13 protein-coding genes are annotated in these 13,858 nt (G+C 37.4%); 11 read left to right on the forward strand and 2 right to left on the reverse strand.

Going from position 1 to position 13,858, the window contains the following annotated elements; translation table 11 throughout:
- Positions 1-325: 325 nt before the first annotated feature.
- From P9Q65_RS08165 to P9Q65_RS08190, 6 genes are read left to right on the forward strand one after another with little or no spacing between them, the layout of a single operon-like run.
- Positions 326-556 carry a FeoA family protein gene (locus P9Q65_RS08165; protein ID WP_304508897.1) on the forward strand — a complete coding sequence of 77 codons (231 nt, stop codon included), beginning with the start codon at positions 326-328 and terminating at the stop codon, positions 554-556.
- Complete coding sequence (gene feoB, locus P9Q65_RS08170) at positions 553-2,592, forward strand: ferrous iron transport protein B (protein ID WP_304508898.1); 2,040 nt, start codon at positions 553-555, stop codon at positions 2,590-2,592. Before P9Q65_RS08165 ends, feoB begins: the two co-directional genes overlap by 4 nt.
- A gap of 11 nt (positions 2,593-2,603) precedes the next feature.
- Positions 2,604-2,837 (forward strand): FeoC-like transcriptional regulator, encoded by a 234-nt coding sequence (locus P9Q65_RS08175; protein WP_304508900.1) that lies wholly within the window; start codon positions 2,604-2,606, stop codon positions 2,835-2,837.
- Positions 2,838-2,889: 52 nt separating this feature from the next.
- On the forward strand, positions 2,890-3,912 hold the full coding sequence (locus P9Q65_RS08180) for a methyltransferase (RefSeq protein ID WP_304508901.1): 1,023 nt from the start codon (positions 2,890-2,892) through the stop codon (positions 3,910-3,912).
- Positions 3,913-3,926: 14 nt separating this feature from the next.
- A complete protein-coding gene (locus P9Q65_RS08185; RefSeq protein WP_304508902.1) occupies positions 3,927-5,732 on the forward strand; it encodes an ABC transporter ATP-binding protein in 1,806 nt (601 codons plus the stop codon).
- Positions 5,725-7,458, forward strand: coding sequence for an ABC transporter ATP-binding protein (locus P9Q65_RS08190; RefSeq protein ID WP_304508904.1), 1,734 nt, complete (start codon positions 5,725-5,727; stop codon positions 7,456-7,458). The genes P9Q65_RS08185 and P9Q65_RS08190 overlap by 8 nt, the downstream gene beginning before the upstream one ends.
- 596 nt (positions 7,459-8,054) lie before the next feature.
- On the opposite strand, the gene P9Q65_RS08195 is transcribed toward P9Q65_RS08190, so the two are convergent.
- The gene (locus P9Q65_RS08195; protein ID WP_304508905.1) at positions 8,055-8,732 is read right to left on the reverse strand and encodes a Crp/Fnr family transcriptional regulator; all 678 of its coding nucleotides are present in this window, start codon (positions 8,730-8,732) and stop codon (positions 8,055-8,057) included.
- A 122-nt stretch (positions 8,733-8,854) separates the two neighbouring features.
- Here P9Q65_RS08195 and P9Q65_RS08200 point away from each other — a divergent pair, with 122 nt between their 5' ends.
- The 3 genes from P9Q65_RS08200 (at position 8,855) to P9Q65_RS08210 (ending at position 11,605) form a co-directional block, all read left to right on the forward strand.
- On the forward strand, positions 8,855-9,859 hold the full coding sequence (locus tag P9Q65_RS08200; protein ID WP_304508906.1) for an ABC transporter substrate-binding protein: 1,005 nt from the start codon (positions 8,855-8,857) through the stop codon (positions 9,857-9,859).
- Between the two features lie 221 nt (positions 9,860-10,080).
- Positions 10,081-10,890: an ABC transporter permease gene (locus P9Q65_RS08205; protein ID WP_304508907.1), complete on the forward strand. Its 810-nt coding sequence runs from the start codon at positions 10,081-10,083 to the stop codon at positions 10,888-10,890.
- Positions 10,880-11,605 carry an ABC transporter ATP-binding protein gene (locus P9Q65_RS08210; RefSeq protein ID WP_304508908.1) on the forward strand — a complete coding sequence of 242 codons (726 nt, stop codon included), beginning with the start codon at positions 10,880-10,882 and terminating at the stop codon, positions 11,603-11,605. The genes P9Q65_RS08205 and P9Q65_RS08210 overlap by 11 nt, the downstream gene beginning before the upstream one ends.
- Positions 11,606-11,852: 247 nt before the next feature.
- Here the strand turns inward: P9Q65_RS08210 and P9Q65_RS08215 are convergent, their stop codons facing one another.
- A complete protein-coding gene (locus P9Q65_RS08215) occupies positions 11,853-12,542 on the reverse strand; it encodes a Crp/Fnr family transcriptional regulator (protein ID WP_304508909.1) in 690 nt (229 codons plus the stop codon).
- Positions 12,543-12,689: 147 nt separating this feature from the next.
- Between P9Q65_RS08215 and P9Q65_RS08220 the strand changes: the two genes are divergently transcribed.
- Positions 12,690-13,139, forward strand: coding sequence for a Fur family transcriptional regulator (locus P9Q65_RS08220; protein WP_330695309.1), 450 nt, complete (start codon positions 12,690-12,692; stop codon positions 13,137-13,139).
- A 17-nt stretch (positions 13,140-13,156) separates the two neighbouring features.
- The coding region (locus P9Q65_RS08225; protein ID WP_304508910.1) for a BadF/BadG/BcrA/BcrD ATPase family protein at positions 13,157-13,858 on the forward strand (702 nt) is incomplete at its 3' end.

The following is a 13,858-nucleotide window of genomic DNA, read 5'->3' on the forward strand; positions in this document are numbered from 1 at the left end:
CCTCAAAAAAAATATTGGAAAGTTAGTGATTGCTAACTTTAAAGGCGGAAAAATAGTTTTTAAAATTAGAGAAGGAACAAAAGCATTTGTGTTTAAGATGCGGGATATGAAATGTGATGTTGGTTTTATCTTACTGAATTTGCGTTGAGATGAATTATGGCTGGGTCAGTAGTTATCTTTATAGCTTTTGTTGCATATCTGCTATCTCAGATTAGGGTGAGAATTGCCTGACTGAGAAGCAACTGGGCAAGGAATATTTAAAATATCAAATAGTTAAAAAATTTAAAATTAATTTATACACAAATAAAGTATAAGGAGGTTAAATATGAAAAAATTAAATGAGGTAAAGAAAGGCGAAAAAGGCAAAATTTCATGCCTTCAGGGAGATTCCCGCTTTTTAAGCCGGATCACTTCTATTGGGCTCACGGTGGGAAGCGAGGTTGAAGTTATGCAAAATCAGAAAAAACAGCCAGTTTTGGTTTATGGAAGAGATACCATGATTGCGGTTAACCGAGATGAATGCGAAAAAATTATTATGGAGGTATCTACAAAATGAGTGATACAACAATAGCGTTGCTGGGACAGCCAAACTCAGGAAAATCAACATTATTTAATGGCCTTACCGGTTCTCGTCAGCATGTGGGAAATTGGCCGGGTAAAACTGTTGAAAAAAAAGAAGGCGCTTTTCACTACAACGGAATAAACTATGCTGTTGTAGATTTGCCGGGTACATATAGTCTTTCTGCCAATTCCGAGGAGGAAGTTGTTACGAGAGATTACATAGCAGGGAATAAGGCTGATTTGATTTGTATTCTTGCAGATGCCTCACAGCTAGAGCGGAGTTTGTTTATGCTGGCGGATTACACAGGTATCAATAAGCCTGTGGTATTGCTTCTCAACATGATGGATGTAGCGATTCAGCAGGGTAAAACCATTGATAGTCAAGCTATTTCAAAAAAACTTGGAATTCCAGTGATACCTATTACGGCTTTAAATCGAAAAGGTTATGAAGAATTCTACAAAATTATTGAAACCTCACAAAAATCAAATTCCACACTCAAAGAGAAAGAACTAACAGATATTTTCTTTGAAGTGATTGGTGAGCCGTTTAAGCAGTTGTTAAAGCTGTTGCCGAAGGATGGCATAGGTGCGTTTTCCTCCTCGTGGTTGGCAGCAAAGTTACTGGAACAGGATAATCATGCAATGCAGCTTGTAAAATCCAAGGTTGATGTAAGCTGTTGGAGAGAGGTTGAAACTGTACTCTCCAGTGTGAAAAACGGTAATTTATTCACAGCAGACTGTAAATTTAAGTGGATAGAAAGTTTACTTAAGAATAGTGTAAAAAAAGCAGCAAATAAGCAAGGCAGGATGAATCGCTTCGATCGTATAGCCACAAGCAGGATTTGGGGAAAGCCCCTTGCAGTGGGAATCATTATATTAGGGCTCATTTTGTCCATGGTGATTGCGATTCCCATCATGGGGGTATTCCAGAAAATATCTCAAATTGCTACTGTGCAGCTTTCGACTGCGTTGGTTGCCGTTGGTGTCCCGAAAGTGGTAATTTCGCTGCTCTGCTATGGTATATTGACTGCGGTTACTTTTGCCTTAATGATGGTGAGTTTTGTGTTTGGCATCAGTCTAGTGTTTGGATTTATAGAAGAAATAGGTTATATGGCTCGTATTTCTTATGTATTTGATAGCACCATGTCTAAACTTGGACTACAGGGAAAGGCAATTATGCCTTTCTTAGTAAGCTTTGGTTGTAATATTGGCGGTGTGAGCGGAAGCAGGGTGATTGATTCTTGGGGACAGAGAGTAACTACGATAGCGCTTTCATGGGTTGTTCCATGTGCTGCCACATGGAGCGTTGTTGGGCTTGTGAGTACCGTTTTTTTTGGGAGTCATGCTTTATTGGTTGTGCTTTCCCTATTTGTAGTGGCCTCATTGCACATGGCAATTACTTCAAGACTATTCGGCAAACACTTAATTAAAGAAAGTGACAGAATTGGACTGATTATGGAGTTACCACCATATCACAAGCCACAATACAGAAATTTATTCCGGTTTGTTTTTATGCGTATGGGAGATGTACTGAAGCGTGCACTTAAGACCATTATTTTCGTAGCAGTTATATTCTGGGCTTTATCCTATACGTCAGACGGTAATGTAGCAAATAGTGTGATTTATAAGATTGGAACCTTTATCGAACCAGTGACCATGTGGTTTGGATTACGTTGGCAGACCTTTATGGCATTTTTATCCGCCGCTATGGGGAAAGAAGCGGCTCTTGGTGTATTGGCTGCGTTGTTTAATTCTCAGGGGCAGGCTGCTGGCATATGGGATGTTATTTCCAAGCAGGCGGAGGTAAGCACATCTGGTCTTGGCAACGCTATGCTTACTGATATTTCCAAGGCAGAAGCCTTAGCGTTTATTTATGCATTTTTCTTTAATGTGCCTTGTCTAATGGCTGTCGTAACTACGCTACAGGAAACCCATTCACTAAAATGGACATTACGCATAGCAGGATATTACATGGGGGTTGCCTTACTGATGTCGGCTATTGCATATCATGTTGGACTTTTGATCTTTTAAGGGGATGGACTATGCTAAATGAAATTTTAGACCAATTTAAAAAAGGAAGAACATTTTCTTTTCAGGAGCTTGCGGACAGTTTAAATACGGATGTCCAAACTGTTAAGGCGCAAATAGATTATCTGGAAAGACAGGGTTATATAAAGAAAGTCGAGGTTTATACGAGTTGTGCTGGTGGATGCAGTAGCTGCGCAGGTTGTAATCAAGGGACACAGAGATCAATCATCTGGGAACTGTCTCAATAGTTATATAAGGATAATTAATTTAATAAGAGTGGATAAGAAATGGAGGGAAACTATGACGCATTGTTCGCATGTAGACGCAAGCGTAAAAAAGCTGCTTGATATGATTTATGCCCCAATGTATACGAAAACACTGTTTACGGCTATCGAGCTGGAACTTTTTTCGGAGCTTGAAGAGGGGAAAGTGTTTACGGAAGTAGCTGAAAAGCGAATGCTACATCCGGAAAATACGAGATTACTTCTCAATGCATTAACAGGTATGGAGCTTCTGGAAAAGAATGAGGGTCGTTATAGCAATACGGCATTGGCAAATAAATATCTTTTAAGAAAATCAGAGTGGTTTATTGGAGATCATCTTAGGGTGTATCACGCTGGTACCGGTTTTGATGAAATTGATATGGTTAAGCTGATAAAGGAAGGTCCCGGCGGTGAAGCTGAAGGAAAAGAGGGATTAGAGGCGTATGCCATATTTGGGGATTGGGCTGAAATGATGAAGACGCAGCAAAGGGGTGGAAGAGCCAAGGAAATTTCGGATATGGTTTCTGGGCTTTCGGAATTTAAGGGCTTTCAAAAAATGCTGGATCTTGGAGGAGGCCCGGGATTAATCTCATTGGCTATTGTTAAACGTCATCCTGAACTTACGGCTATTATTTTTGATACGGCCGAGGTTGGCAGGGTTGCGGAGGAGTCGATAAAGGAAAATAACCTTGAAAGCCGTGTTGAGGTAATGACGGGAGATTACCTAAAGGATTCCATTGGCGAGGGTTATGATTTTATTCTTGCCATAGGAACCCTAAATTTTGCAAAGCACAACCTAGACATGGTGGTTAAGAAAATATATGATGCACTAAACCCTTATGGCGTATTTATGTGCATTTCAGAGGGCTTAACCGATGAGGAAACCAGCCCCAAGGAGATGGTGGTTTCATGGTTGCCAAGCGTTTTGAGGGGCTTTGACTTTCAATTGAACCAGGGAGAGGTTAGTGATGCCATGCTTAGAAATGGATTTAGAAATGTTTTTAAGCAGACGGTCAGTATGCTCACTGGGGACATGGACGTGGATATTGCAAGAAAATAGGAGGAATGCAAAATATGTCAAAAAAGAAAAAGAAATTCATATTAAAAAGATTTACACCTTATATGGGTAAGAAGAAAATTCTTTTGCCTTTTGCCTTGATTTTATCAGGATTATCGGCAGTACTTAATATCGTTCCCTTTGTATTGGTATGGTATATTACACGGGATATTTTGTCAAATTCCCAGTCCGCTAATTTATCAAGCATCGGGTTTTATGCGTGGCTTGCATTTGGTAGTGCTGTAGGAGGCATCTTAGTATATTTTCTTTCCCTTATGTGTTCTCATTTGGCAGCCTTTCGTGTGGAAATTGGCATGCAGAAGCTTGGAGTGAAAAAGATTCTTTCAATGCCATTGGGTTTTTTTGATCAACATTCCAGCGGGAAAATCCGTAAAATTGTCAATGATGGCGCAGCAACGACACATAGTTTTTTGGCTCATCAGCTTCCTGATATGGCAGGAAGTGTTGTTTCGCCAATCATTCTAATTGTTTTGATTTTTACTGTTGATTGGAGAATGGGCGTAGCTTCTCTGGTACCGATTGTATTGGGTTTTATAACCATGCGGTTTATGATGAGTGCAGAAGGGAAAAATTTTCAGAAAATGTATTTTGATTCTTTGGAGGAAATGAGCTCTGAATCAGTAGAATACATCCGTGGCATTCCTGTGGTAAAAACCTTTGGGCAAAGCATTTTCTCGTTCAAGCGTTTTTATGACAGCATTATCAAATATAAGGAGATGGTTCATGCATATACATTGCTTTGGCAAAAGCCAATGTCGTTTTACAGTACAATTATGCAGTCGGCAGCATTCTTTTTAATTCCAATGGCTATTTTTTTAATAGGAAGAGGAGAAAATCTAGCGCTTGTCATTGCAGATTTTGTTTTTTATATTCTTATATCACCAATTTTCACTATGCTTTTAATGAAATCTATGCACTTTCAGCAAAACACCATGATTGCTGAGCAGGCAATCGACAGGCTGGATCAGCTTCTAGACTACCCTGCCATGAGTAATACAGAAAACAAAATCAGCATAAAAAATCATAATTTGGAGTTTAAAAATGTGGTTTTCTCCTATGCAGGCAGTGATAAGCCTGCCGTGGAAAAAATCAGTTTTAAATTAAAGGAAGGAGAAACCATAGCCCTCGTTGGAGCTTCGGGGGGTGGAAAAACTACGATTGCTAGGCTGGCAGCTAGGTTTTGGGATGTTGATGAAGGGGAAGTATTAGTTGGAGGCGTAAACGTAAAGGAAATTCCCAAAAAAGAGCTGATGGACAGCATTTCCTTAGTATTCCAAAACACCAAACTATTTAAAGATTCTTTAAAAGAAAACATTATATTTGGAAAAGAAAATGTTACAAAGGAAGAACTTGACAAAGCCATTGATTTTTCGCAGTCAAGAGAGATTATTGAAAACCTTTCAGCTGGAATTGATACAATTATAGGTTCTAAAGGGATCTATCTTTCTGGTGGGGAGCAGCAAAGAATAGCCATTGCAAGAGCAATTGTAAAGAATGCTCCTATTGTGTTACTAGATGAAGCCACTGCTTTTGCAGATCCGGAGAATGAGCATTTAATTCAAAAGGCTTTAAAGGAACTCAGTCGAGGAAAAACCACCCTTATGATTGCACATCGTCTTACAACAGTGCAAAATGTGGATCGAATTTTGGTCATTCAAGAAGGAAAAATTGCGGAAGAGGGAAGTCACAAGGAATTGTTGAAGCGGGGAGGTATTTACAAAGCAATGTGGGAGGAATACCAAAAATCCGTAGATTGGAAAATAAAGGATAACGATGCAGCGATAGGAGGTCAATATGCTTAAGTATTTTCAAAATAAATATGCTTTATCGGAAAAAGGAGCAAAGGATCTTTTTCATGCTATCATCTGGACAATAATTTTGGATATCAGCTTTATGGCTCCGGTTGTTATAGGCTTTAAATTTTTGGATGAATATATGGGTAAGCTATTGAATTCATCCAGTGCAACGCAAAGAAACATCCCCTACTATGCAGTTATGTCTTTAATATTCTTCGTCGTCATGTTGGTGATTGGCTATTTTCAATATGATTCGACTTATACGAAGATTTACGAAGAAAGTGCCAAAAGAAGAATTAGTTTGGCTGAAACGCTAAGAAGGTTACCATTGGCTTTTTTCGGCAAAAAAGATATTGCCGATTTGAGCGCAACGATCATGGAGGATGCAACCCAGATCGAAATGCTCTTTTCCCATTCGGTACCTCAGATTTATGCAGCATCAGTAACTGTTTTTATTATGGGCGTGATGATGTTTTTTTATAATTGGCAGTTGTCCATTGCGGTTTTCTGGGTAGTCCCAGTTGCAGCCTTTATTTTTATCTTAACAAAGTCACTTCAAAAAAATATGCATGTAAAGCTATACGATATAAAAAGGGATATTTCAGAAAAAATCCAAGAGGGGCTTGACTCAGCCCATGAAATAAAATCCTACAACAGAGAAGAATCTTTTTCAAATGATTTAAATACTCAGCTTGATGCTCTTGAAAAATTTATGATTAAAGGGGAGCTTTTAATCGGCGCATTTATTAATCTGTCCTATGTCTTTTTAAAGCTTGGGCTGCCCAGTGTAATCCTGTACGGTGCATATCTTCTGACAAAAGGGGATATCGGGATATTTACTTATTTGGTATTTCTTATTGTAACAGCCCGCATTTATAATCCTATCATGGAGGCAATGGAAAATTTTGCACTGCTCCTATTTTTAAATGTGCGGATTAATCGCATGAAAGAGATGGATAAAATGCCAAGACAGGATGGAAGAGATATATTTAGTCCAAAGAATTATGATATAGAATTTAAAAAAGTTGATTTTTCTTATCAGGATGGTAAGCAAATTTTAAATGATGTCAGCTTTACGGCGAGGCAGGGGGATGTAACAGCACTTGTAGGACCCTCAGGTGGCGGAAAGAGCACGATAGCAAAGTTGGCTGCAAGATTTTGGGATATTGATAATGGCTCAATAACCTTAGGTGGAGAAGATATTTCACAGGTTGATCCGGAGACACTTTTGCAGCATTATTCTATTGTCTTTCAGGATGTTACACTGTTTAACTCAAGTATTCTGGATAACATTCGTCTGGGAAAGAAGGATGCTACTGACGCGGAAGTCATTCGGGCAGCAAAGCTTGCTCGATGCCATGAATTTGTCAGTAAACTGCCCCAGGGATATAAAACCTTAATTGGCGAGAATGGAGAAAAATTATCTGGTGGTGAAAGACAGCGTATCTCTATCGCAAGAGCGATTCTAAAGGATGCTCCTATTATTCTTCTGGATGAGGCAACAGCATCTCTTGATGCAGAAAATGAGAGAAAAATTCAAAGTGCCCTTGGAGAGCTTGTGAAAAACAAGACGGTTTTGATTATTGCCCATCGTATGAGAACGGTGTTAGGCGCTGATAAAATTGTTGTAATCAAAGACGGTGCGATTGGAGAAACTGGTACACCATTAGAATTAAAGGAAAAACAAGGGGTATTCTCATCCATGTTAAAAACACAATATCAAAATAGTTAGATAGCTTTGTTGATAAAGTAGAATAGTTGGGGAATAAGCATGGGAAGAAAAGAAGAATAAGTGTGGAGCAGACTTTCCCTTGTATATGACCTTTTTATGAAAATGATAAAGCCGCCTATAAGAAGATCATCCGACGGGTGGGGGAGCTTTTAAAGACTGAGGAGCATATGATGGAGATCGCCACGGGAAACCATGTGTATGGCGGCAAAAAGACTTCAAGAAAATTTTAAAGCAATAAAAAGAAGTGGAATTAGGCTTTCACCCTTTAAATTGAACTTTTTTGTACATACTTCCCGCGTCTATGCTTGCCTTTTTCTACAAGAGGTTTATATAAAGTGAATTCGGAAATGTTTTTATGTATCAACAGGCTATGAAGGCACCGGAAGAAATGAAGTGCTTTGAAAAAGCATTTGACAACTTCTTAAAATCATATATGGTCTGAACAAATTGTAAATAAAATATTCCAGAAAAATTATTTTAGCTGGCAGGTTCATATTGATCTGTCAGCTTTTATTGGTGCTTTAGATATTTGGTATATCAATGTCAGACTGGCGAGAAGTGACGTAAAAATAATGCAAATTATCAAATAAAATTATTTATTTTTGAAGTAAATCAATAAGAGCGTTTTCATCCAAAATAATAATTTTATCTTTATTTATTTCAATTATATTGTCATTACAAAGCTTTTTAAGTTCTCGATATAATGATGGTCGGGATACGTTTAAGTATTCTGCCCATGTTTTTTTTGTAAAAGATAAATGAATGATTGAATTGTCAGCTGTTTTTATTTCGTGAATTAAAAAATAGGCTATTTTCGTTTTAATTGATGAGTATGAAAAAAGTTCGAGCCTTTTTTCGTAATAGATAATTCTATTTGCAAAAGCATTTAATATGTTCTCTGCAATCAAAGCTTCCTTGCACATTTCAAAGATACTTTGCTTAGGGAAAAAAAGAATCTTACTGTTGGTTCTTGAAAATACATCACAAGGGTATGTGGTTTCGGTTGAAAAAACAACAGCACCGCCGAATAAATCCCCTTTGTTTTTATGAAAGATACAAATTAAATTTCCCGACGCAAGTAACTTCTGTATTTCTATGCTGCCCAAAATGATAATTCCGACATTTTTCGAAAACTGATCTTCTCGGCAGATAAATTCGTTTTTTCCGTATTCCTTGATATGATAGCGAGTTCTTGATAAAACAAGTCGTATTTGGGCTTTATCTAAACCTCTAAATATAATGCATTTATATAAAACTTCAATGATATCGTCCATTTGAGCCCCTCTTTAATTTTGAAGTGTATCCACAGATACACCGTTTTGGTTAGCCATGACTTACTATATAAATGTATCACAACTGAAAATGCATGTCAAAATCAATTAGGAGGAACCAAATTATGAAAAAATCAATTCCATTAATGATTGTATTGATTATCAGCCTGATTACGGGTTGTGGTCAATCCAATTCAAAGGTAACAAGTAATGGTAGTCCCCAAAACGCTGAATTAAAAGTGCAAACAACAATAACGGTGGTAGCTCCGAAATCGCCTGCAACAATTCCTATTTTAAGGATGATTGAAGGTAATTGCATGGGAGATAAAATTAAAATAGATCTTCAGCTTTACAGTGATATGGAAACTATGATGGCTATGGCTTCTGAAGGTGACTATGGAATTTTAATTGTCCCTGCGCATACAGCTGCTAATCTCAACAATAAGGGTGTTGATGTAAAACTGCTCAACGTATTTAACTGGGGTGGAATGTGTTTAAGTACAACGGACTCCGACTGTAATAGCTGGGAAGATCTAGCTGGTAAGGAGTTATATGTTCCTTCAAAAGGCTCAGTACCTGAAATATTAACTCAATATTTCTTAAAACAAAATGGACTTGCAGTGGGTGAAAATATTGAAGTTGTATATTCTTCTCATAATGAAATAGCACAACTGTTATCAGTGGGGACCATAAAGTACGCTGTTGATGCGCAGCCATTTGTTACTTCGAATACGAATAATGTACTAGGCTACAAAGTCATATCGGAATTTTCTGAGGAATGGAGGCTTACACAGGGAGAAGAGTATAGTATGCCTGCCAATTGTATGGTTTCAAGTAACGAATACTTAAGCAAAAACGAGGAACTTATAAATAGCTTTAATAAAAAATTCTCAGAAGCAGTTGAGTGGACAGTAGAAAACCCAGCTGAGGCAGGTGCTTTGGCGAGCGCTAATTTAAATGCTAATGCGGAACTGATTGCGGAGGCTATGCAGGGTTTCGGTTTTGATTATCAATCAGCTGTGGATTCTCAAAAGGATTTAGAACAATATTATAATGTTTTGTTGGAGATGAAACCGGAAAGTATCGGAGGGACAATTCCTAATAAAGAATTTTATCATTTACAAAAGTAAGATTAAGATGGTAAAAGATGCATCCTTCTGCGTAATAAAAGGCAACGAATAGTACGTTTTTATCCCAGAATAAAGAATTTGCAAAAAGTTTTATAGAAGAATTCAAAAAAACAGTCAATTGGATGGTCAATAATACAGAGGATGCTGGAAAACTTGCCGAGAAACACCTAAATGCTGATGATGTTCTTTACAGACTTGAGATGATAGGAGGAAAATACCAGATGAAAGCTTTTATCACAAAGATGAATCGTGTTTTTAAAAATAAAAAATTATATAATAGGTGGTCATCCAGCGTAGGGATCATTATCATTTCTCTAATAATCTTGTTGCTTTGGCAAGGACTGTCATCTATCTATACGCCGTTAGTACTCCCCAGCCCCTTTTTGACTGCTAAATCTCTATTGAAAATATTACAAAGCAAGTGCTTTTTTATAGAACTGTTTTCTACCCTTCAGAGACTTCTGATCGGACTAATCGCATCAATATTAATTGGAAGCATATTCGGAATTATGATGGGTTGTAGCAAAAAAATAAAGCATTTACTTGAACCCCTTGTTTATCTTGTTCAGGCAACTCCGCCTATATTGTATATGACACTAGCCATGCTTTGGTTTGGCTTGAACGGGAGAGCGACAATTTTTATTGTATTTATTGGGAGTGCGCCGGTTATGGCTGTCAATATTGCGGAGGGATTTGAAAACATTGATGTGAAACTAATTGAAATGGGAAAAGCCTTTCAGTTTTCCAGAACAAAAATGATTCTGGAAATTATCATTCCGTCATTAAAGGCATACTTTAAGACCGGTTTGATAACAGTATTTAGCTTTGGATGGAAGCTTGTTGTCATGGGTGAGGTTTTAAGTGCAAGCACTGGGCTTGGAGCACAGATTACAGATGCCAGAATGAACCTAGAAACAAACATGGTATTTGCATGGGGTATCATTGTTATTTTACTTTGCTTTCTCTTTCAAAAAATCACTGCAAAGTTGTTTGAATTTAGATTAAAACGGAGAAAAAATTATGAGGGATAAAGTATTATTAAAAATTTTGAACATTGAAAAGAACTTTGAAGAAGTTAGGGTACTGCATGATTTTTCTATGGAAGCAAATCGGGAAGAAATTGTATGTATTATAGGACCTTCAGGTTGTGGAAAGTCTACCATGCTGAATATTATTTCGGGGCTAACTTTGCCCTCCTGCGGTGAAGTAATCAATAATAGTCAAAATACGAGCTATGTTTTTCAGGAAGACAGACTTTTACCTTGGAAGGATGTATATGAAAATATTAGGATAGTAAATGATAAGAGTTCACACAAAACCTGTATGGAACTAATTGAAAAGGTAGGTTTAAAAGGGTTTGAAGGTTTTTTTTCATGCGAGTTAAGTGGTGGAATGAGGCAGAGGTGTTCTATCGCAAGAGCATTTAACTATGAAGCTGATTTACTGCTTATGGATGAACCCTTTAAATCCCTTGATTTTAACTTGAGGATCGGAATGATTCACTATCTGCTTACACTTTGGGAAAGCAAGAAGAAAACGATTATATTTGTAACGCATGAGATTGACGAAGCGCTTTTGCTTGGAGATAGGATACTTTTTTTAACAAACAGGCCAACGAAAGTTTTGACAGAATTTCGTATTGAAACACCTAAGATGAAAAGAAGCTTAACTGACCCTTCGTTAGTTAAAGTTAGAAATCAAATTCTTGACTTGCTGCAAAATGAAAATCAGCCAGTTGATAGTTAATAAAAAACAAGGCGGGAACCATACCATAATTATGAGTTTCTGTCTTGTTTTTTCGTATAGGAAATTAATTAGTCAAACCCTTGAGGGGTTTGCCCTCAAACACCCACGAGGTTTTCACCCTTGACCCATTATAAAACCGCATGAATATGCGGTTTAAACAAAAAGTTTTTGGTCTTGCTTTTTATAAAAAGCAAGTGGGTTTGGGCGGCGCCCAAGGTTTCTCGACAGCCACTTTGTTCAATTTATTTTACAGTGAAACTATTTTACTTAATCGATTAATATCCATTACCTCTATTGTTCTATTTTGAAAAGATAATATACCTTCAACTTCAAGTTTTCGCAACTCTCTGGATAAAGAGGTTCTTGAAACATCCATATATTCCGCCCAGGCTTTTTTTGAGAAAGGAAGTAAAACGATATTTGTATTGTTGGGTTCGTTTTCATACTGAAGGTAATGAACCAAATATCCGGCAATCTTTTCTTGGATGGAATCTAAAGACAATATACCGATTTTATGTTTCAACATCAGCATTGAATTTGAAGTTAATTCGAGAAAATTAAGCATGAATTGGTTATCAAGGGTAAAAAGCTTAAGCAAATCGGTTTTTAAAATAAATAAAATTTTTGTGGGCTTGCATACACAGGCGTTATCAGGATAAAAACTGTATTTTGAGAAAATGCATTCTCCAATTACTTCACAAGCTTTCTTTCTCTCTATAATAACCATTTTGCCATTTGGAAAAATCTTTTGCACATCAACACTGCCCGATAGCAAAATTCCGATTTTGTCGGCAATTTGAACAGGTGAAAAAATAATATCATTTTCAGCAAAGCTTTCTACCCTATAACTGATTTCTGATAGCAGAGCTTCAATTTCATCAATGCTTTTATTCTGAAACAAGGTGCATTTTTGAAGTACAGATAATTTATGCTTCATTCTATTCTCCTTAAAAAAACTTAATAATATGTATCTTGAGATACGCTTTTTGCGATTTTATTATACTATAATACAAATGGAATGTAAATGATAATCATTTTTAAAATGAAGCGCAAACGTATTTCATGGTTTGGAGGTGATAATGCTTTGAACATCGACACAATAGATTTTGAGAAAATGCTTCATACCTGCGGATATAAGATGACAGTACAGCGACAGGCAATACTGGATATTATTCGGGAAGAAAAGAAGAGGCATTTATGCACGGAAGAAATATATGATGAGGTTAAAAAAGCTTATCCCGGAATAGGGCTTGCCACAGTTTACCGTACCCTGCAGCTGTTTGAAAAGCTTGGAATTGTACATCACATATTACTGGATGATGGTTGCATGCGATTTCAGATTATGGATTCAAAGGAAAAGCACCAACACCATCATCTTGTTTGTGATATTTGCGGCGAAGTAATTGATGTGGAGGAGGATATGCTGGGAACGTTGGAAGAGAAGCTATTAACGGAAAAAGGCTTCACTGTAAAAGACCATAAGGTTCAATTCTTTGGAATATGTAAAAAATGCGCTAACGAGCAAAATCAATAAAATCAGGAGGAAAACAAATGTACAGTATTGGAATTGATATTGGATATTCATCCGTTAAGGTTATCTTGACGGATGAAACAAATAAAATTAGGTTCAGCAGATACCAAATGCATAAGGGAAGGATTAAGAGTAATCTATTAAAAATTCTGAAAGAAATGACGGCTGTTTTTGATCCACGGGAAATTGTATTCGGCGCCGTAACAGGCAGTGGAACCAAATTTTTAAGTGCAGACAGTAAAATCAAGGCTGTCAATGACGTAACAGCTGTGATCGAAGGTGCAATGGCTGAAAATGTAAGCGTAGGCTCAATCATTGACATTGGGGGCGAAAGTGCACGGTTTATTACCGGATTGAGTGAGAAAGATAAATCGCGTATCGAAATCTCCATGAATTCTAATTGCTCTTCGGGAACAGGGTCTTTTCTTGAGGAACAGATGTCCAGGCTGAATTTAAAGCTAACTGATTATACGGAGCTGGCAAAGGAAGCAAAGTCTATTCCCAGAATTGCAGGGCGTTGCAGTGTATTTGCCAAAACGGATATCACCCATCATCAGCAAGAGGGCGTACCCGCTGCGGATATCTTGTTGGGCTTGGCTTATGCCCTTGTCAGAAACTATAAGGGTACGGTGATGAAAAAGCTTCCCGTGAAAAAACCCATTCTTTTTTCCGGCGGTGTTGCCTATAACGGAGCAATTCTTACTGCATTAAAGGATGTATTG

This window comes from Anaerotignum sp. (assembly GCF_030625865.1).
In the GTDB taxonomy this organism is placed as follows: Bacteria; Bacillota; Clostridia; order Lachnospirales; family Anaerotignaceae; genus Chakrabartyella.

Bases quoted from the DNA above. Each gene is read 5' to 3' on its own strand.
- P9Q65_RS08165 (WP_304508897.1), top strand. From the start codon at position 326: ATGAAAAAATTAAATGAGGTAAAGAAAGGCGAAAAAGGCAAAATTTCA.
- feoB (WP_304508898.1), top strand. From the start codon at position 553: ATGAGTGATACAACAATAGCGTTGCTGGGACAGCCAAACTCAGGAAAA.
- P9Q65_RS08175 (WP_304508900.1), top strand. From the start codon at position 2,604: ATGCTAAATGAAATTTTAGACCAATTTAAAAAAGGAAGAACATTTTCT.
- P9Q65_RS08180 (WP_304508901.1), top strand. From the start codon at position 2,890: ATGACGCATTGTTCGCATGTAGACGCAAGCGTAAAAAAGCTGCTTGAT.
- P9Q65_RS08185 (WP_304508902.1), top strand. From the start codon at position 3,927: ATGTCAAAAAAGAAAAAGAAATTCATATTAAAAAGATTTACACCTTAT.
- P9Q65_RS08190 (WP_304508904.1), top strand. From the start codon at position 5,725: ATGCTTAAGTATTTTCAAAATAAATATGCTTTATCGGAAAAAGGAGCA.
- P9Q65_RS08195 (WP_304508905.1), bottom strand. From the start codon at position 8,732: ATGGACGATATCATTGAAGTTTTATATAAATGCATTATATTTAGAGGT.
- P9Q65_RS08200 (WP_304508906.1), top strand. From the start codon at position 8,855: ATGAAAAAATCAATTCCATTAATGATTGTATTGATTATCAGCCTGATT.
- P9Q65_RS08205 (WP_304508907.1), top strand. From the start codon at position 10,081: ATGAAAGCTTTTATCACAAAGATGAATCGTGTTTTTAAAAATAAAAAA.
- P9Q65_RS08210 (WP_304508908.1), top strand. From the start codon at position 10,880: ATGAGGGATAAAGTATTATTAAAAATTTTGAACATTGAAAAGAACTTT.
- P9Q65_RS08215 (WP_304508909.1), bottom strand. From the start codon at position 12,542: ATGAAGCATAAATTATCTGTACTTCAAAAATGCACCTTGTTTCAGAAT.